Consider the following 18,409-nt stretch of genomic DNA (forward strand, 5'->3'; position numbering starts at 1 on the left):
GGCACTGACCACGCGCAGGGCCACTTCGTTGACGTGCTCGGTGGCCGAGGCCACTTCGCGGATCGACTCGTGGATACGCCCGACGAAGTGGTTGAAGGCCTTGCCGAGCGTGCCGAATTCGTCGTGGTTGTGGATGTTCAGGCGGCGGGTCAGATCGCCCTCGCCCTGGGCAATGCCTTCCATCGCGCGGGTCATGGTGTGCAGCGGACGCATCAGGACGCTGATCAGCAAGCCCAGCAGGCCGATGATGAAGCCGACCGCAATAATGGTGGCAACGACCGCCGAGGTGCGGAACTTGCTCAGCATTGCGTAGGCTTTGTCCTTGTCGACGGACAGACCGATGTACCAGTTCGCCGACGGCAGACCTTTCACCGGGGTGAAGCTGAGGATGCGGGTCTTGCCGTCGAGTTCGACTTCAACCGGGGCCTTGGACAGGCGCGGCGTGTTCTGCGGGAACACGTCGGTCATCGACTTCATCGTCAGGTCTTTGTTCGGGTGCACCAGGATCTTGCCCTGGTCGTTGACCAGGAAGGCGTAGCCCATGCCGCCGAAGTTCAGCGAGTTGATGATTTCCACCAGGCCGTCCAGCGCCAGGTCGCCGCCCGCCACACCGATTTGCGGCGACACCGGCGAAATGATGGAAATCACCATCTTGCCGGTACTCGCATCAATATAGGGTTCGGTCAGAATGGTCTTGCCAGCGGCCAGGCCGTCCTTGTACCAGGGGCGTACGCGCGGATCGTAGCCGTCCGGCATTTTCATCAAGGGGCGAATGGTGAAATCACCATTGGGGTGGCCCAGGTAAACAGTGAGGAAACTGGAAGTCAGTGCCTTCTGGCCAAGCAGGTTGCCGGCATTCTGTGGATCGGCGGCAATGTTCTGAACAGCACTTTCTACCAGGAGCATCCGGCCATCGAAGAGGTTCTTGATGTTGGTGGCCGTGGTATCGCCCATTTCCTGAAGATAGTTCTCCAGGTTTTCGCGAATCGCATTACGCTGCAAGTAATCGTTGTACAGCGTAAACAGGGAAAACGCGATCATCACGATCAGTGAGGCGGCCAACAATATCTTGTGGCTGAAACGTAGGTTTTTATTCATGGCGTGTTGGGTCCGCTAAGGTCTTGAAGTCCGGGTCGCTTGCACGAAAGAGCAGCTTTAAAGCTGCGTGTGTCCCATATCCTTGTCGGGTTTTTCCTCACTTTCGGGTAATCAATCACACTTCGGTATCGGCTGAGTCACACCAAAGCTTTATATGGAGGATGAAAAAACATGCCAGATTCTTCGCAATTCGTGCTTGGCGGCGACTTGAGCGGAAAACCCGTGTCGCAGGCCATGCGCCTGGCCAACCGCCATGGCCTGGTGGCCGGCGCCACCGGTACCGGCAAGACCGTGACCCTGCAGCATCTGGCCGAGGCGTTCAGCGATGCCGGAGTGGCGGTGTTCGCCGCTGACGTCAAGGGCGACCTGTGCGGCCTCGGCGCTGTGGGCAACCCTCAAGGCAAGGTCGCCGAGCGGATCGCCGGGATGCCTTTCCTTGATTACCAGGCGCAGGCGTATCCGGTAACTCTGTGGGACATTCACGGTCAGTCCGGCCATCCCTTGCGCACAACGCTGAGTGAAATGGGCCCGCTTTTATTAGGCAACCTGCTGGAGCTGAACGACAGCCAGCAGGCCGCGCTGTATGCCGCGTTCAAGGTCGCCGACCGCGAAGGGCTTTTGCTGCTGGATATCAAGGACCTCAAGGCATTGCTCGGTCACTTGAAAGACAATCCGCAAGTGCTCGGCGAAGACAGCGCACTGATGACCAGCGGTTCCTCCCAGGCCTTGCTGCGCCGGTTGGCGACGCTGGAGCAGCAGGGCGCCGAAGCGCTGTTCGGCGAGCCGGCGCTGCAACTGGAAGACCTGTTGCACCCCGCTGCGGATGGGCGCGGGCGGATTCATCTGCTCGATGCCAGCCGGCTGGTTCACGAGGCGCCCAAGGTCTATGCGACGTTCCTGCTGTGGCTGCTGGCTGAGTTGTTCGAGCAACTGCCGGAGCGCGGCGATGCCGACAAACCGCTGCTGGCGCTGTTCTTCGACGAGGCGCACCTGCTGTTCAATGGCACGCCCAAGGCATTGCAGGATCGCCTGGAACAGGTGGTTCGGCTGATCCGCTCCAAGGGCGTCGGGGTGTATTTCGTCACGCAGTCGCCCAGCGACCTGCCGGACGATGTGCTGGCGCAGTTGGGCCTGCGGGTTCAGCACGGGCTGCGTGCGTTCACCGCCAAGGAGCAGAAATCGCTGCGTGCGGTGGCTGACGGCTTCCGCCCGAATCCGGCTTTCGACACCCTGGCGGTGCTGACCGAACTGGGAATCGGCGAGGCGCTGGTCGGCACCCTGCAGGACAAGGGCACACCGGCGATGGTCGAGCGGGTGCTGATCGCGCCGCCGCAATCGCGGATCGGTCCGTTGAGCGAGGCCGAGCGCGCGGCGCTGATTGCCGCGTCGCCATTGGCCGGTCGTTACGACAAGCCGATTGATCGCGAGTCCGCCTACGAAATGCTTAACGCGCGCAAGGGCGAGGCGCCCGGCACGCCGGTGGCGGCACAGAAAGAAGAAGAGAGCCTGGCCGACAAGGCGGGTGAGTTCCTGCAAAGTGCAGCGGGGCAGGCGATCAAGTCTGCGGTGCGTCAGGCGGCCAACCAGTTTGGCCGGCAGTTGGTGCGCGGTTTGATGGGGTCGCTGTTAGGCAGCAAGCGCAAATAGTGGTTTCGCAGGCATGAAAAAGGCGCCCTTGGGCGCCGTTTTCAGTGCGGTGCGTTTTAGCTGATGAACTTGGTCGCCAGCCAGAACAGTCCCGCCGCCAGGCCCATCGTGGCCGGCAGGGTCAGGACCCACGCCAGCAGGATGGTCTTGACCGTGCCGCCTTGCAGGCCGCTCTTGTTGGCGACCATGGTGCCGGCAACACCCGAGGACAGCACGTGGGTCGTCGATACCGGCAGGCTGAAGATGTTGGCCATGCCGATCGCGCACGCCGCGGTGATCTGCGCCGACATGCCCTGGGCATAGGTCATGCCCTGCTTGCCGATCTTCTCGCCGATGGTCAGTACCACGCGCTTCCAGCCAACCATGGTGCCCAGGCCCAAGGCCAGGGCGACGGCCAGGATCACCCAGAACGGTGCGTATTCGGTGGTGGCGGTCAGGTCTTTACGCAGCTTGTCGAGGTCGGCCTTTTCACGGGGTTGCAGGACCGGCAGCTTGCCAACCTTCTTCGCCGTGTCGTCCAGGCAGAGCAGGTAGCGGCGCACTTCGACACGTTGCTCGGAGCTCAGGGCGCGGTAGTCGGTCACGCCTGCCAGCGACTGCTGCAGCGCGGCGATGGTCGGCTCGGTCTGGTGCGGGTTGCAGCTGAACTGCTCCGGCAGATCGCCCTTGGCGGCCTTGCCCAGAGCGAGGAATTCGCCCAGGGTTTCGTGATTGCGCTCGTAGAACTGGCTCAGGTGCAGGGTCGCGTCGCGGGTCCGCTCGATCTGGTAGGTCGTGCTGTTGAGGTCCAGAACGAACTGCGCCGGGACGATACCGATCAGCACCAGCATGATCAGGCCGATACCTTTCTGGCCGTCGTTGGAACCGTGCACGAAGCTCACGCCCATCGCGGACATGATCAGCACCAGGCGGTTCCAGAAGGGTGGGTGTTTCTTGTCGTCGAGCATGCGGCGCTGTTCTGGCGTCTTGTGCATCTTCGACAGCGGGCGCCACCATTTCAGGCCCAGCAGCACCAGCGCGGCAACGACAAAGCCGGCCATTGGCGAGAGCACCAGCGACATGCCGATATCGATCGCTTTCTGCCAGTTGACCCCGTCACCCAATGGAATGTCGTTGATCAGGGCGTTGGCGAGGCCAACACCGAGGATCGAACCGATCAGGGTGTGGGAGCTGGAAGCCGGGATGCCGAAGTACCAGGTGCCCAGGTTCCAGGCGATGGCTGCGGCCAGCAGCGAGAAGACCATGGCCAGGCCGTGCCCGGTGTTGACGTTGATCAGCAGCTCGACCGGCAGCAGGTGAACGATGGCGTAGGCAACGCCGACGCCTCCCAGCAGTACTCCGAGGAAGTTGAAGATCCCCGAGGCGAAGACCGCCAACTGAGGAGGCATGGCTTTGGTGTAGATGACTGTCGCAACCGCGTTTGCGGTGTCATGAAAGCCATTGATGAACTCGAAGGCGAGGACGAAGGTCAAGGCGAGCAGGAGACTCACCAGTACCCACGCATCAAGTCCGCTGAATAATTCGATCATGAAGGTTTTCTGACCCGGTCATAAGGGGGCGCGATTATGCCAGAAATCCCCGGTAATCGATGCACTGGCTGCCGACCGGTTGATCGCTTCAGCGAAAGTTCCGTTCAGGTATCGAATGTGGCGGGTATCGGAAAACGTCGGCAAAAAGCCGGGAGAATGTGGCTTTCTGAAGGCAACAGGATGAATTTTTGATGTCGGAAAGGTTTCAAACAAACGTATGAAATTTGTGAGAATCCATTACGGTTTCATGTTCGCACGCGCAATGATAGACCCGGGTACCTGTTCGAACAGGTACCGGGAGGTCTTCGCGGCACGTTAATGAAGGGCGTGCGTCAAGGCTCTTCGGGCTTGAGTTCCTCTTCGATCTTGCGAAGTTCCTGGGCAAACGCCTGGTCCATGACGGTGGCGCGTTTGCGCCAGGGTTTGCGTTCCGGGTCGGGTTGAGCGGCATAAGTCGTGACTTCTCCGCCATAAACATCCTTGTAACGTTGTTCCTGGCGCTCAAGTTCCGCGCGCAGTTCTTCTTTCGTCACAGTGCTACCTGTTAATCAAAGTTAACGCTGGCTTTTCGCGAGGGCGTTGTTGCGAGAGTGCGTAACGCGCACGCGGCTACGTTGCCAGTGTAGTAATGGCTGTCGCAGCTACAGACATTCAGTAGGTGCCGACGCGCACTGGCGTCTGACACGCGGGATCTGGCAACTGACAACTTTACGTCAGTATTGGATCCGTTCTCGATGGCGCCGGGTGGGCGGCATCAGGTTTTGAGTATAGCAATTGCAATCAGGAAGGATACCGTTCAAGTAAGCCTTGCAAGAATGGACAATAAAAGAAGGGTCTTTGTTTCAACCGTTGTGGCGTACACCACTACTTCCGGGAAACATCCGGAGCGGGTTGCTCGATTGTGCTTTAAATGAAAAACGGCCTCGCTGGTGGGCGAGGCCGTGCCCGGGGACTTCTACGGTGGGTACCTGACCAGTCTCTCCAAGAAGCCACATTGTGGCTGGGGAAAGGTATAAGCAATTGTGGTCAGCGGTCAATTGCGATTATCGGTCGATGGTTCGATAATCGCCCTTGTGTGTGAGTGACCGAGGTGAGTCATGAGTGATGAAGCAACACCCAAAGGACCTGGTTTGAACGACAACGTGCGCAGCTCCTTTGCGTCCCTGGCGCCGCCCATCGTGGCTTCGCCGGCCCGGCGCATCCAGGCGTTCACCGGTGATCCGGATTTCATGACCTCTCTCGCGCGAGGTCTGGCAGTGGTGCAGGCGTTCCAGGAGCGCAAGCGGCACCTGACCATCGCCCAGATCAGCCACCGCACCGAGATTCCCCGGGCGGCGGTGCGCCGCTGTTTGCATACGCTGATCAAGCTCGGCTATGCCACCACCGATGGCCGCACCTATTCGCTGCTGCCCAAGGTGTTGACGCTGGGCCATGCCTATCTGTCTTCGACGCCGTTGGCGGTGTCGGCGCAGCCTTATCTGGACCGTATGAGCGACCAGCTCCACGAGGCCTGCAATATGGCCACCCTGGAAGGCGATGACATTCTTTATATCGCCCGCTCGGCCACGGTCCAGCGGCTGATCTCGGTGGACCTGTCGGTAGGCGGCAGACTGCCGGCCTATTGCACGTCCATGGGCCGGATCCTGCTGGCGGCGCTGGATGACGCGACCCTCCACGAATACCTGGAGCACGCCGACCTGCAGGCCAAGACCAGCCGCACCATCCACGACCCGCAAGCGCTGCTGGAATGCCTGCAACTGGTGCGGCAGCAAGGCTGGTGCGTCGTCGACCAGGAACTGGAGCAGGGCCTGCGTTCGATTGCCGTGCCGGTGTACGACGCTTCCGGCCAGGTGCTGGCCGCGCTCAACGTCAGCACCCACGCCGGCCGGGTCAGCCGCAGCGAACTGGAGCAGCGGTTCCTTCCGATCATGCTGTCCGCCAGCCGCGACCTCAGCACCCAGTTGTTCGCCTGACGGCAGCGCGATCCTGTTCGATAAACGCACACTGTTGCGTTTATCGAATTGCGCCGTCCGGTGCGCCTGATTAATGTCCCTCGCAACGGTTGGCCCGCCCCGACTGTCAATAATAATGAAGCGAGAGGCATAGCCCCATGACCCGCACCCTTTCCCCGAGCCGCCCGTCTCCCTGCCGACGATGCGGACGCTAGAAATTCCCGTCTGACTACACTGATCCGCCTTCGCTACGACGTGCGCGCCTGTCCGGTGCTCGCGCGCTTTCTTCTGGATAAAAAAACAATGAATAGTCCGCAAGCTGCTATCGGAACGCCACTGGATGTCCAGTCGTTCATCAACGCCCAGCCCCTGTCGCGCTACCAATGGCGGGTGGTGATTCTCTGTTTCCTGATTGTCTTCCTCGACGGCCTGGACACCGCCGCCATGGGCTTTATCGCCCCGGCGTTGTCGCAGGACTGGGGCATTGACCGCGCCAGCCTGGGCCCGGTGATGAGCGCCGCGCTGATCGGCATGGTCTTCGGCGCCCTGGGCTCCGGGCCGCTGGCCGACCGATTCGGACGCAAAGTGGTGTTGGTCGGTGCCGTGCTGGTATTCGGTGCCTTCAGCCTGGCCTCGGCGTACAGCACCAACGTCGACCAGTTGCTGGTGCTGCGCTTCCTGACCGGCCTGGGTCTTGGCGCCGGCATGCCCAACGCCACCACGCTGCTGTCCGAGTACACCCCCGAGCGCCTCAAGTCGCTGCTGGTGACCAGCATGTTCTGCGGCTTCAACCTGGGCATGGCCGGTGGCGGTTTCATCTCGGCCAAGCTGATCCCGGCGTACGGCTGGCACAGCCTGTTGCTGATCGGCGGCGTGTTGCCGCTGCTGCTGGCGCTGGTGTTGGTGGTGTGGCTGCCGGAGTCGGCGCGTTTCCTGGTGGTGCGTAACCGCAGCATCGAGAAGATCCGCAAGACCCTCGCGCCCATTGATCCGGCGACCGTGGCCAAGGCCAGCGCCTTCACCGTGCCGGAACAGAAAACCGTCAAGAGCCGCAACGTGCTGGCCGTGATCTTCTCCGGCACCTACAGCATCGGCACCTTGCTGCTGTGGCTGACCTACTTCATGGGCTTGGTGATCGTCTACCTGCTGACCAGCTGGTTGCCGACCCTGATGCGCGACAGTGGCGCGAGCATGGAGCAGGCGGCGTTTATCGGCGCGCTGTTCCAGTTCGGTGGCGTGCTCAGCGCGGTGGGCGTGGGTTGGGCGATGGACCGTTTCAATCCGCACAAGGTTATCGGCACCTTCTACCTGCTGGCCGGGGTGTTTGCCTACGCGGTAGGGCAGAGCCTGGGCAACATCACCTTGCTGGCGACCCTGGTGCTGGTTGCCGGGATGTGCGTCAACGGCGCGCAATCGGCCATGCCATCGCTGGCGGCGCGGTTCTATCCGACCCAGGGCCGGGCGACCGGTGTGTCGTGGATGCTGGGCATCGGCCGCTTCGGCGCGATCCTCGGCGCCTGGATGGGCGCGACGCTGCTGGGGCTGGGCTGGAACTTCGAGCAGGTGCTGACGGCGCTGGTGATTCCAGCTGGTCTGGCGACTGTGGCGGTGGTGGTGAAGGGGATTGTCAGCCACGCGGATGCGACCTGAGAGTCTTTGTGGGCCATCGCGAGCAAGCTCGCTCCTACAGGGAGGTGCTGTTGGCCGGCCTTCTGTAGGCGCGAGTTTGTCGGGGCGCTGAACCGTCGCGATGGCTCATAAAGCTTGCTAACAATCTGTTCGATAATCGAACGCTATGCCGATTATCGGATTGAACAGCCCCGCCCCCCGCCTTAATCTGAATTCATACCGGCGCCGCTCAAGGCGCCTTGAAACCGACCTCGACTCAGCACATCCAGGAGTCTTCCATGGCTGCAATTCTCTCGCTCCACGACGCCGTGAAGCAGTTCGTCCACGACGGTGACAGCGTTGCCCTTGAAGGCTTCACGCACCTGATTCCGACCGCCGCCGGGCATGAAATCATTCGTCAGGGCAAAAAGGATCTGACGCTGGTGCGCATGACCCCCGACCTGATCTACGACCAACTGATCGGCGCCGGCTGCGCGAAAAAACTGATCTTCTCGTGGGGCGGCAACCCAGGTGTCGGTTCCCTGCACCGTCTGCGTGATGCCGTCGAGAAGCAATGGCCGCACGACATCGAAATCGAAGAACACAGCCACGCCGACCTGGCCAACGCCTACGTCGCTGGCGCTTCCGGCCTGCCGTTCGCGGTGCTGCGTGCCTACGCCGGTTCCGACCTGCCCAAGGTCAACCCGCTGATCAAGACCGTGACCTGCCCGTTCACCGGTGAAGTACTGGCCGCCGTGCCGTCGGTACGCCCGGACGTCACCGTGATCCACGCACAGAAAGCCGACCGTAAAGGCAACGTGCTGCTGTGGGGCATCCTCGGCGTGCAGAAAGAAGCGGCCCTGGCGGCCAAGCGCTGCATCGTCACCGTCGAAGAAATCGTCGACGACCTGAAGGCACCGATGAACGCCTGCGTCCTGCCGACCTGGGCCTTGTCCGCGGTCTGCCTGGTACCGGGCGGCGCGCATCCGTCCTACGCCCACGGTTACTACGAGCGCGACAACCGCTTCTACCAGGCCTGGGACCCGATCGCCCGCAACCGCGAAACCTTCACCGCCTGGATCGACCAGTACATCCGCGGCACCGCCGACTTCAACGAATTCAAGGCAAAACTGGCCAGCGCTTCGGAGGCTGCACAATGAGCTACTCCACCAATGAAATGATGACCGTCGCCGCCGCCCGCCGTCTGCAGAACGGCGCCGTATGCTTCGTTGGCATCGGCCTGCCGTCCAAGGCTGCCAACCTGGCCCGCCTGACGTCCTCGCCTGACGTGGTGCTGATCTACGAATCAGGTCCGATCGGCGCCAAGCCGACCGTACTGCCGCTGTCCATCGGTGACGGCGAACTGGCCGAAACCGCTGACACCGTGGTGCCGACCGGCGAAATCTTCCGCTACTGGCTGCAAGGCGGGCGAATTGACGTCGGCTTCCTCGGCGCCGCTCAGGTCGACCGCTTCGGCAACATCAACACCACCGTGGTCGGTGACTACCACGCGCCGAAAGTGCGCCTGCCGGGTGCTGGTGGCGCGCCGGAAATCGCCGGTTCGGCGAAGACCGTGCTGATCATCCTCAAGCAGTCCAACCGTGCGTTCGTGGACAAGCTGGACTTCATCACCTCCGTCGGTCACGGCGAAGGCGGCGATTCGCGCAAACGTCTGGGGCTGCCAGGCCAAGGGCCGGTGGGCATCATCACCGACCTGTGCATCATGGAGCCGGAAGCCGGCACCAATGAATTCGTGGTCACCGCGATCCACCCGGGCGTGACCCGTGAGCAGATCGTCGCCGCCACCGGCTGGGCCATCCGTTTCGCCGACAACGTCGAAACCACCGCCGAGCCGACCGAAGTCGAGCTGACTGCCCTGCGTGACCTCGAAGCCCGCACCGCCGCGGCCCACGGCCAGGCACCAGGAGAAGCGTGATGCGTGACGTATTCATCTGCGACGCGATTCGTACCCCGATCGGCCGCTTCGGCGGTGGCCTGGCCGGCGTGCGCGCCGACGACCTGGCCGCCGTGCCGCTGAAGGCGCTGATCGAGCGCAACCCGACCGTCCAGTGGGACCAGATCGACGAAGTATTCCTCGGCTGCGCCAACCAGGCCGGTGAAGACAACCGCAACGTGGCGCGCATGGCGCTGCTGCTGGCCGGTCTGCCGGAAAGCGTGCCGGGCGTGACCCTGAACCGCCTCTGCGCCTCGGGCATGGACGCGGTGGGCACCGCCTTCCGCGCCATCGCCAGCGGCGAGATGGAGCTGGCGATCGCCGGCGGCGTCGAGTCGATGTCCCGCGCGCCGTTCGTGATGGGCAAGGCCGACAGCGCCTACTCGCGCAACATGAAACTGGAAGACACCACCATCGGCTGGCGCTTCATCAACCCGCTGATGAAAGCCCAGTACGGCGTCGACGCCATGCCGCAGACCGCCGACAACGTGGCCGATGACTACAGCGTTTCCCGCGCCGACCAGGACGCCTTCGCCCTGCGCAGCCAGCAGCGCACCGCCGCCGCCCAGGCTTCCGGCTTCTTCGCTGAAGAAATCGTGCCGGTGCGTATTGCCCACAAGAAGGGCGAGACCATCGTCGAGCAGGACGAGCATCCCCGTGCTGAAACCACGCTGGAAGCGCTGACCAAACTGAAGCCGGTCAACGGCCCGGACAAGACCGTCACCGCCGGCAACGCCTCGGGCGTCAACGACGGTGCCGCGGCGATGATCCTCGCCTCGGCCGACGCGGTGAAAAAGCACGGCCTGACCCCGCGCGCCCGCGTGCTCGGCATGGCCAGCGCCGGCGTGGCGCCACGGGTGATGGGCATCGGCCCGGTGCCCGCGGTGCTGAAACTCACCGAGCGCCTGGGTGTTGCGGTCAGCGATTTCGACGTGATCGAACTCAATGAAGCCTTCGCCAGCCAGGGCCTCGCCGTGCTGCGCGGTCTCGGCCTGGCCGACGACGCGCCGCAGGTCAACCCGAATGGCGGCGCCATCGCCCTCGGTCATCCGCTGGGCATGAGCGGTGCGCGACTGATCCTCACCGCCTTGCATCACCTGGAAAAAACCGGTGGCCGCAAGGGCCTGGCGACCATGTGTGTTGGCGTCGGGCAGGGCCTCGCCCTGGCTATCGAGCGCGTGTAAAACCAATGACCCCGGACGGGCGGCCTCCACGCAAGGCCGGTTGTCCGGGGTGATTGTCTGGCGGAACGAGAGTGTTACCGAGTGTGTCTAGACTCAGTGATACCCTCCAGGAGTAAACAGCCATGACTTCAACCTATTACACCGGTGAAGAACGCAGCAAACGCATCTTCGCCATCGTTGGTGCGTCCTCGGGCAACCTGGTCGAATGGTTCGACTTTTACGTCTACGCCTTCTGCGCCATCTATTTCGCGCCAGCGTTTTTCCCCTCCGACGACCCCACGGTGCAATTGCTCAACACCGCCGGTGTGTTTGCTGCGGGCTTTCTTATGCGCCCGATCGGTGGCTGGCTGTTCGGCCGCGTCGCCGACCGTCATGGCCGCAAGAATTCGATGATGATTTCCGTGCTGATGATGTGCGCCGGGTCGCTGGTGATTGCCTGCCTGCCGACCTACGCCAGCATCGGTGCCTGGGCGCCGGCGCTGCTGCTGGTGGCGCGGCTGTTCCAGGGCCTGTCGGTGGGTGGCGAATACGGCACCACCGCGACCTATATGAGTGAAGTGGCGCTGCGCGGCCAACGCGGGTTCTTCGCCTCGTTCCAGTACGTCACGCTGATCGGCGGGCAACTGTTGGCGGTGCTGGTGGTGGTGATCCTCCAGCAACTGTTGAGCGAGGACGAACTGCGGGCCTGGGGCTGGCGCATCCCGTTCGTGGTCGGCGCCATCGCCGCCGTGATCTCGCTGTTCCTGCGCCGCTCGCTGAAAGAAACCAGCAGCGCCGAAACCCGCAACGACAAGGAAGCCGGCAGCATCGCCGGGCTGTTCCGCAATCACACCGCCGCGTTCATCACCGTGCTTGGCTACACCGCCGGCGGCTCGCTGATTTTCTACACCTTCACCACCTACATGCAGAAGTACCTGGTGAACACTGCCGGGATGAGCGCCAAGACCGCCAGCTTCATCATGACCGGCGCGCTGTTCCTGTACATGTGCATGCAGCCGCTGTTCGGCATGTTGTCCGACCGGATCGGCCGGCGTAATTCGATGCTGCTGTTCGGTGCCCTGGGCACGCTGTTCACCGTGCCGATCCTGCTGGCGCTGAAGACCGTCACCAGCCCGTTCCTGGCCTTCGTGCTGATCACCCTGGCGCTGTGCATCGTCAGTTTCTACACCTCCATCAGTGGCCTGGTGAAGGCCGAGATGTTCCCGCCACAAGTGCGCGCGCTGGGCGTCGGCCTGGCCTACGCGGTGGCCAACGCGTTGTTCGGTGGCTCTGCTGAATACGTGGCCCTTGGCCTTAAATCCATGGGCATGGAAAACACTTTTTACTGGTACGTTACCGCGATGATGGCCATCGCCTTCCTGTTCAGCCTGCGTCTGCCGAAGCAGGCCGCGTACCTGCATAACGATCATTGACCCAGCGGCGCGCCCTGACCGGCGCGCCCCGTTGAAGGACCTGTCATGACTCCACGACCGGGCAACCAGTTGTTCGATGCCTACTTCACCGCGCCCGCCATGCGCGAGATCTTTTCCGACCGTGGCCGCATCCAGGGCATGCTCGATTTCGAAGCCGGACTGGCCCGGGCCGAAGCCGCCGTCGGGGTGATCCCGGCGGTGGTGGTGGCGCCGATCGAGCTGGCCTGCAAGGCCGAGCGCTATGATTTCGCCGCCCTGGCCGAAGCCATCGGCATCGCCGGCAACTCGGCGATCCCACTGGTCAAGGCGCTGGGCAAGGTGATCGCCAGCGGCGTGGCCGAAGCCGAGCGCTACGTGCACCTCGGCGCCACCAGCCAGGACGCCATGGACACCGGCCTGGTCCTGCAATTGCGCGATGCCCTGGCCCTGATCGACGACGAACTGGCGCACCTGGCCGACGCCCTCGCCACCCAGGCCCGCGCCCACGCCGACACACCGCTGGCCGGGCGCACCTGGCTGCAACATGCGACCCCGGTGACCCTGGGCATGAAGCTCGCTGGCACCCTCGGCGCCTTGACCCGCCATCGCCAGCGCCTGCGTGAACTCAAGCCGCGTCTGCTGACCCTGCAGTTCGGCGGCGCGTCCGGCACCCTCGCAGCGCTGGGCGACAAGGCGTTGCCTGTCGCCGAAGCGCTGGCCGATCAGTTGGGCCTGAACCTGCCGGAACAGCCTTGGCACACCCAGCGCGACCGTCTGGTGGAATTCGCCTCGGTGCTCGGCCTGGTCGCCGGCACCCTCGGCAAGCTCGGCCGCGATATCAGTCTGCTGATGCAGACCGAAGCCGGCGAAGTCTTCGAGCCGTCGGCGCCGGGCAAGGGCGGTTCCTCGACCATGCCGCACAAGCGCAACCCGGTGGGCGCCGCCGTGCTGATCGGGGCCGCGACCCGCGTCCCCGGCCTGCTCGCCACGCTGTTCGCCGCCATGCCCCAGGAGCACGAGCGCAGCCTCGGCCTGTGGCACGCCGAATGGGAAACCCTGCCGGAAATCTGCTGCCTGGTGTCGGGCGCGCTGCGTCAGGCGCGGATCATTGCCGAGGGCCTGGAAGTGGACGCCGCGCGCATGCGCCGCAACCTCGACCTGACCCAGGGCCTGGTCCTGGCCGAAGCGGTGAGCATCGTTCTCGCCCAGCGCCTGGGCCGGGATGCCGCGCACCATCTTCTGGAGACTTGCTGCAAACGCGCGGTCGCCGAACAACGCCATCTGCGCGCCGTGCTCGGCGACGATCCGCAGGTGAGCGCCGAACTGTCGGCGGACGAACTCGACCGTCTGCTGGACCCGGCTCACTACCTCGGCCAGGCTCGCGCCTGGGTTGAGCGTGCGCTGGCCGAACATCAACGATTCAAAGCCTGAGGAGGCTGCTGTGGGAAGCGTACAACTCGCCGATGGCGTTCTGAACTACCAGCTCGATGGCCCCGAAGGCGCACCGGTTTTGGTGCTGTCCAACTCGCTGGGCACCAACCTGCGCATGTGGGACACCCAGGTGCCGGCCTTCGCCACGCATTTCCGCGTGCTGCGTTATGACACCCGCGGCCACGGCGATTCGCTGGTCACCGACGGCCCGTACAGCATCGAGCAACTGGGCCGCGACGTGCTGGCGCTGCTGGATGCTTTGAAGTTGGACAAGGTGCATTTCTGCGGCCTGTCCATGGGCGGCCTGATCGGCCAGTGGCTGGGCATCAATGCACCGGAGCGCCTGAACCGCCTGATCGTCTGCAACACTGCGGCCAAGATCGGCACCCCGGAGATCTGGAACCCGCGCATCGAGATGGTCCTGCGTGACCGCGAGGCAGCGATGGTCGGCCTGCGCGATGCGTCCATCGAGCGCTGGTTCACCCCGGCGTTTGCCGGCGCCAACCCGGACCAGGCCAAGCGCATCACCGACATGCTCGCGTCCACCTCGCCTGAAGGCTACGCGGCCAACTGCGGCGCGGTGCGTGATGCCGATTTCCGCGATCAGTTGGGCGCAATCAAGGCGCCGCTGCTGGTCATCGCCGGCAGCGCCGACGCGGTGACCCCGCCGTCGGGCAGCCTGTTTATCCAGGAGCGGGTGGCCGGTGCCGAGTTTGCCGAGTTCCACGCTGCGCACCTGTCCAACGTTGAAGTGGGCGAGCCGTTCAGCCGCCGCGTCATCGATTTTCTGCTGGCCCGTTGAGGAGCTGTTTTCGTGGATGAGAAACAACGTTACGACGCCGGCATGCAAGTGCGTCGCGCGGTACTGGGCGATGCCCACGTGGACCGCAGCCTGACCAACCTGACCGAGTTCAACAGCGAGTTCCAGGAAATGATCACCCGCCACGCCTGGGGTGATATCTGGACCCGTCCGGGCTTGCCGCGGCACACCCGCAGCCTGATCACCATCGCCATGCTGATCGGCATGAACCGCAATGATGAGCTGAAACTGCACCTGCGCGCCGCCGCCAACAACGGCGTGACCCGTGACGAGATCAAGGAAGTGCTGATGCAGAGCGCGATCTACTGCGGGATTCCGGCGGCCAATGCCACCTTCCACCTGGCGGAGTCGGTGTGGGATGAGTTGGGGGTTGAGTCCAGGGCTTGATCGTCAGGGCCTCATCGCCGGCAAGCCGGTGCTTTGTGGGAGCCGGCTTGCCGGCGATGAGGCCATCTGAATCAAACCACAGCCTTCTTCTGCCGAATCGCCACCGGCCCCGCGTTATGCTCCACCGCCGCCTTCAGCTCCGGCCGCAGCCCGAGCATGAACGCCAGTTCCGCGACCACGAACAACGGCCCGACGATCAGCCCGCTGATATCGTCGACGAACGCCGGTTTGCGCCCCTCGTAGTAATGCCCGACGAACTGGATCACCCAGCCGATGAAAAACAGTCCCAGCCCGGCCACCAGCCACACCGATGTGCCTTGCACCGCCAGCGCTTGCCCGGCCCACAGGCAGGCACCCAGCAGTGCACTCATCAGCACGCCGAAACGCAGGTCCAGGCGCAGGTAAAACCACACCGACGCCAGCGCCGCGGCGAAGGCCGGCGACAGCCGGATCCCGCCTAGTTCCAGTCCCGGCCGTGACAGCAGCACGGTGACCGCCACCACAATCATGGGGATGCCGATGAAGTGGGTGGCGATGTTGCGCGGATCACGGTGGTAGCTGGCATATTGACTCAGGTGTTCCACGAGGTTTTTCATTGTTATTCCTCCGGTTGGGATGGCCCAGCATGGACCGCGGCCGGGCGTCAGTCTGTCGCCTGGCCGACAGAGTCACTTTTCGAGGCTTTGGATGAACGATCGTTGCGCCTGGCGCGAGCAACTCTTGCATGGCCACTGGTTCCGGCAACTCTCACCTGCGTTGCAGGATAGCCTGCTGGACGCCGCCCGCCCGCGCACCCTGGCCGCCGGCGAGCGCCTGTTCCAGCGCGGCGATGCGCCCTGCGGGCTGTATGCGGTGCTGGCGGGCGCGGTGCGGATTGGCGCGGTGAATGCCGGGGGAAAGGAGGCGCTCTTGACCCTGATCGAGCCGCCGCACTGGTTTGGCGAAATCTGCCTGTTCGACGGCCAGCCGCGCACCCATGACGCTTTTGCTGAAGGGCCGACCACACTGCTGCGGGTGCCGCAGGCGACGCTGCTGAGCTTGCTTGACCAGCAACCGGCGTACTGGCGCGAGTTTGCCTTGTTGATGAGCCACAAGCTGCGTCTGGCGTTTGTCGCCCTGGAACAGCAAAGCCTGATGGGCGCCGCCCCGCGTCTGGCGTACCGGCTGTTGCAGATGGCGGCGGGGTACGGCGAGGTGGATGGTGAGCGGCGGGTGTTGCAGTTGTCCCAGGAGCAACTGGCGCTGATGCTGTCGCTGTCGCGGCAGACCACCAACCAGATTCTCAAGGCGCTGGAGCAGGACGGGGCGGTGCGTTTGAGTTATGGCGAGATCGAGATTCTTGATCCGGGGCGGTTGGAGCGGTTGGCTGGGAAGTGAGGGTGGTCTTCCATGCTCCTCTCGGCGACTATGTTCTAGTCGACGGTATATCAGCGTTCTCAAGATCGAGCGCCGCCCGCGCGGCGCATCGCGAGCGAGCTCGCTCCTACAGTGGTTGCAACGTGCCTATGTCTGTCAGGCCATAGTTGACCGCTTTGTTTGTACGACGCGGTATCGAGTCGGCCCCAACAGCCTCCCCGCGACTCATCGCCAAACTCAAAGAGCGGGCAACACAACTCATTGTAGGAGCGAGCTCGCTCGCGATGCGCCGCGCGGGCGGCGCTCGATCTTGAGAACGCTAAAAGCCTGTCGGCGAGCACTTGGCAGCCATTACCCGATTTACTGACTGGTGCCTGATGGGCTTTATACAACCATGAGGTGTGTAGAGACCCATGCAGCGATCAGCCCCCAAAAGCCACCCCATCAATCCGGCTGAAACGGCGACTGACTCAAAATCACCCCCGTCTCTTCCACATACTTCTGCCACTCCGCCAACAGCGCCTCCAACTTCGCCGGCTGCTGCGTCGCCAGGTCATGAATTTCCCCCGGATCCCGACTCAGGTCATACAACTGCCAGGTCGCCGGCCCCACCGGCCCCGGGATATACACCGCTTTCCAGTGGCCCTGGCGAATCGCCCGGCGGCCGAACAGTTCCCAGCCGGTGACGGTGTGTTCGTCATGCACCTGCTCGGTCTCGCCCGACAGATACCCCAACCACGACTTGCCCCGCAGCGGCGCGACATCGCGACCGCGCCAGCGCTTGCCGGGATGGCGCACGCCCGCCAGGTCGAGCAGGGTCGGGGTGATGTCCATCACGGTGCTGAATTCATGGCTGATCTGTTTCTGCCGCGATAGCGCCGGGTAGTGCAGCAGCGCTGGCACGCGGATGCCGCCTTCGGTGGTGAAGGCCTTGAACAGCCGTGACGGCGCGGTGGCCGCCTGCGCCCAGTGCGGGCCGTACCAGACGTAGGAGTTGGCCCGGCCGATGTTTTCCAGGCTGTTGTCGTAATGCTGGTCGAGATAGCTGGCCAGGTGCGGGCCGAATTTCGGGAAGGCTTCCAGCAGCGCGCCTTCGGCGCCGTTGTCGGACATGAACAGCACCAGGGTGTTGTCCAGTTGGCCCTGGTTGCGCAGGTAGTCCAGGACCCGGCCGATGTTCCAGTCCATGCGCTCGACCATCGCCGCGTAAACCTCCATCGACCGTGCCGAACGCTGGCGTTGTTCGTCGCTCAGCGCCTGCCACTGGCCGTCCACCGGATGAGCTTCGGTGTCGGCGGCGATCAGGCCGAGGGCGCGGAGTTTTTCCAGGCGCTCCTGGCGCAGCACCTCGGGGCCGGCGTCGTAGCGGCCCTTGTAGCGCTCGACCACCTCGGCCGGCGCCTGCAACGGCCAGTGCGGTGCGGAGAAGGGCAGGTAGGCGAAGAACGGCCGGCTCTGGTCGCGCTCCTTGAGGTACTGCAGCAGCTTGTCGCCGAAGGCGTCAGAGGAATAGAAATCCTTCGGCAACTCATCGATGAATTGATCGTCTTCGATGTACAGCGCCGGGGTGGATTTCAGCAGGCCCGGGGTGTTGTCATCGTAGGTCGGCTCGAAGCCATAGTGGTTGGCGGCGCCCGGCAGCAGGGCGAAGGAACGTTCGAAACCGCGGGCGTGAGGCGCCAGTTCGGCGGTCAGGCCCAGGTGCCATTTGCCGCTCATCAGCGTCTGGTAGCCGGCTTCGCGGAGCAATTCTGGCAGGGCCACCACGCGGTCGTTGAGGTAGCCCTCGTAGCCGGGCTTGCCGATCAGTTCCGGGGTCAGCGCCTCGGCCATGGTGCCGATGCCGGCGATATGGTGGTCGGTGCCGGTGAGCAGCATCGAGCGGGTCGGCGAGCAGGTGGGCGCGGTGTGGAAATCGGTCAGGCGCAGGCCGGCGCTGGCCAGGGCGTCGAGGTTCGGCGTGGCGATCTCGCCGCCGAACGCGCCGATGTCGGAGAAGCCCAGGTCGTCGGCAACGATGACCAGGAAGTTGGGGCGATGGCTCATGAAGCG

Annotated in this window: 15 protein-coding genes and 1 pseudogene; 11 read left to right on the forward strand and 5 right to left on the reverse strand. The window is 63.7% G+C overall.

Annotated features, from left to right (window positions below; genetic code table 11):
* Positions 1–78: 78 nt before the first annotated feature.
* Positions 79–1,098: pseudogene (locus CKW37_RS33525) on the reverse strand (cache domain-containing protein); the annotation flags it as partial.
* A 171-nt stretch (positions 1,099–1,269) separates the two neighbouring features.
* On the opposite strand from CKW37_RS33525, the gene CKW37_RS06000 reads away from it, so the two are divergent.
* Entirely contained in the window at positions 1,270–2,745 is a 1,476-nt protein-coding gene (locus CKW37_RS06000; RefSeq protein WP_095154759.1) for a helicase HerA-like domain-containing protein, read from the forward strand.
* 56 nt (positions 2,746–2,801) lie between these two features.
* On the opposite strand, the gene CKW37_RS06005 is transcribed toward CKW37_RS06000, so the two are convergent.
* On the reverse strand, positions 2,802–4,274 hold the full coding sequence (locus CKW37_RS06005; RefSeq protein ID WP_095154760.1) for an inorganic phosphate transporter: 1,473 nt from the start codon (positions 4,272–4,274) through the stop codon (positions 2,802–2,804).
* 332 nt (positions 4,275–4,606) lie between these two features.
* Complete coding sequence (locus CKW37_RS06010; RefSeq protein ID WP_095154761.1) at positions 4,607–4,807, reverse strand: hypothetical protein; 201 nt, start codon at positions 4,805–4,807, stop codon at positions 4,607–4,609.
* 564 nt (positions 4,808–5,371) lie between these two features.
* Here CKW37_RS06010 and pcaR point away from each other — a divergent pair.
* The 9 genes from pcaR to pcaC all read left to right on the forward strand — a co-directional run bounded on the left by pcaR (position 5,372) and on the right by pcaC (position 15,001).
* Positions 5,372–6,247 (forward strand): pca regulon transcriptional regulator PcaR, encoded by an 876-nt coding sequence (gene pcaR / locus CKW37_RS06015; RefSeq protein WP_175652194.1) that lies wholly within the window; start codon positions 5,372–5,374, stop codon positions 6,245–6,247.
* A gap of 282 nt (positions 6,248–6,529) precedes the next feature.
* A complete protein-coding gene (locus CKW37_RS06020; RefSeq protein WP_095154763.1) occupies positions 6,530–7,876 on the forward strand; it encodes an MFS transporter in 1,347 nt (448 codons plus the stop codon).
* Between the two features lie 257 nt (positions 7,877–8,133).
* The gene (locus tag CKW37_RS06025; RefSeq protein WP_095154764.1) at positions 8,134–8,994 is read left to right on the forward strand and encodes a CoA transferase subunit A; all 861 of its coding nucleotides are present in this window, start codon (positions 8,134–8,136) and stop codon (positions 8,992–8,994) included.
* Complete coding sequence (locus CKW37_RS06030; RefSeq protein WP_095154765.1) at positions 8,991–9,770, forward strand: CoA-transferase subunit beta; 780 nt, start codon at positions 8,991–8,993, stop codon at positions 9,768–9,770. The genes CKW37_RS06025 and CKW37_RS06030 overlap by 4 nt, the downstream gene beginning before the upstream one ends.
* Positions 9,767–10,972, forward strand: a complete 1,206-nt coding sequence (gene pcaF / locus CKW37_RS06035) for a 3-oxoadipyl-CoA thiolase (protein WP_177454401.1) — start codon at positions 9,767–9,769, stop codon at positions 10,970–10,972. The genes CKW37_RS06030 and pcaF overlap by 4 nt, the downstream gene beginning before the upstream one ends.
* A gap of 122 nt (positions 10,973–11,094) precedes the next feature.
* Positions 11,095–12,384, forward strand: coding sequence for an MFS family transporter (locus tag CKW37_RS06040; protein ID WP_095154767.1), 1,290 nt, complete (start codon positions 11,095–11,097; stop codon positions 12,382–12,384).
* A 45-nt stretch (positions 12,385–12,429) separates the two neighbouring features.
* On the forward strand, positions 12,430–13,794 hold the full coding sequence (locus CKW37_RS06045; protein WP_095154768.1) for a 3-carboxy-cis,cis-muconate cycloisomerase: 1,365 nt from the start codon (positions 12,430–12,432) through the stop codon (positions 13,792–13,794).
* A gap of 10 nt (positions 13,795–13,804) precedes the next feature.
* Positions 13,805–14,596, forward strand: coding sequence for a 3-oxoadipate enol-lactonase (gene pcaD, locus CKW37_RS06050; protein ID WP_095154769.1), 792 nt, complete (start codon positions 13,805–13,807; stop codon positions 14,594–14,596).
* A gap of 12 nt (positions 14,597–14,608) precedes the next feature.
* The gene (pcaC, locus tag CKW37_RS06055) at positions 14,609–15,001 is read left to right on the forward strand and encodes a 4-carboxymuconolactone decarboxylase (RefSeq protein ID WP_095154770.1); all 393 of its coding nucleotides are present in this window, start codon (positions 14,609–14,611) and stop codon (positions 14,999–15,001) included.
* Between the two features lie 71 nt (positions 15,002–15,072).
* Here pcaC and CKW37_RS06060 read toward each other — a convergent pair whose 3' ends face one another.
* On the reverse strand, positions 15,073–15,597 hold the full coding sequence (locus tag CKW37_RS06060) for a DUF962 domain-containing protein (protein ID WP_095154771.1): 525 nt from the start codon (positions 15,595–15,597) through the stop codon (positions 15,073–15,075).
* A gap of 91 nt (positions 15,598–15,688) precedes the next feature.
* Here CKW37_RS06060 and CKW37_RS06065 point away from each other — a divergent pair, with 91 nt between their 5' ends.
* Positions 15,689–16,378, forward strand: a complete 690-nt coding sequence (locus tag CKW37_RS06065; protein ID WP_095154772.1) for a Crp/Fnr family transcriptional regulator — start codon at positions 15,689–15,691, stop codon at positions 16,376–16,378.
* Positions 16,379–16,801: 423 nt separating this feature from the next.
* Here the strand turns inward: CKW37_RS06065 and CKW37_RS06070 are convergent, their stop codons facing one another.
* Positions 16,802–18,403, reverse strand: a complete 1,602-nt coding sequence (locus CKW37_RS06070) for an arylsulfatase (RefSeq protein ID WP_095154773.1) — start codon at positions 18,401–18,403, stop codon at positions 16,802–16,804.
* Between the last annotated feature and the right edge of the window lie 6 nt (positions 18,404–18,409).

Origin of the sequence: Pseudomonas sp. Irchel 3E13 (assembly GCF_900187455.1) — a bacterium.
Taxonomy (GTDB): domain Bacteria; phylum Pseudomonadota; class Gammaproteobacteria; order Pseudomonadales; family Pseudomonadaceae; genus Aquipseudomonas.

Bases quoted from the DNA above. Each gene is read 5' to 3' on its own strand.
- CKW37_RS06040 (WP_095154767.1), top strand. From the start codon at position 11,095: ATGACTTCAACCTATTACACCGGTGAAGAACGCAGCAAACGCATCTTC.
- CKW37_RS06005 (WP_095154760.1), bottom strand. From the start codon at position 4,274: ATGATCGAATTATTCAGCGGACTTGATGCGTGGGTACTGGTGAGTCTC.
- CKW37_RS06065 (WP_095154772.1), top strand. From the start codon at position 15,689: ATGAACGATCGTTGCGCCTGGCGCGAGCAACTCTTGCATGGCCACTGG.
- CKW37_RS06000 (WP_095154759.1), top strand. From the start codon at position 1,270: ATGCCAGATTCTTCGCAATTCGTGCTTGGCGGCGACTTGAGCGGAAAA.
- CKW37_RS06070 (WP_095154773.1), bottom strand. From the start codon at position 18,403: ATGAGCCATCGCCCCAACTTCCTGGTCATCGTTGCCGACGACCTGGGC.
- CKW37_RS06020 (WP_095154763.1), top strand. From the start codon at position 6,530: ATGAATAGTCCGCAAGCTGCTATCGGAACGCCACTGGATGTCCAGTCG.
- CKW37_RS06060 (WP_095154771.1), bottom strand. From the start codon at position 15,597: ATGAAAAACCTCGTGGAACACCTGAGTCAATATGCCAGCTACCACCGT.
- pcaR (WP_175652194.1), top strand. From the start codon at position 5,372: ATGAGTGATGAAGCAACACCCAAAGGACCTGGTTTGAACGACAACGTG.
- CKW37_RS06025 (WP_095154764.1), top strand. From the start codon at position 8,134: ATGGCTGCAATTCTCTCGCTCCACGACGCCGTGAAGCAGTTCGTCCAC.
- CKW37_RS06045 (WP_095154768.1), top strand. From the start codon at position 12,430: ATGACTCCACGACCGGGCAACCAGTTGTTCGATGCCTACTTCACCGCG.
- CKW37_RS06030 (WP_095154765.1), top strand. From the start codon at position 8,991: ATGAGCTACTCCACCAATGAAATGATGACCGTCGCCGCCGCCCGCCGT.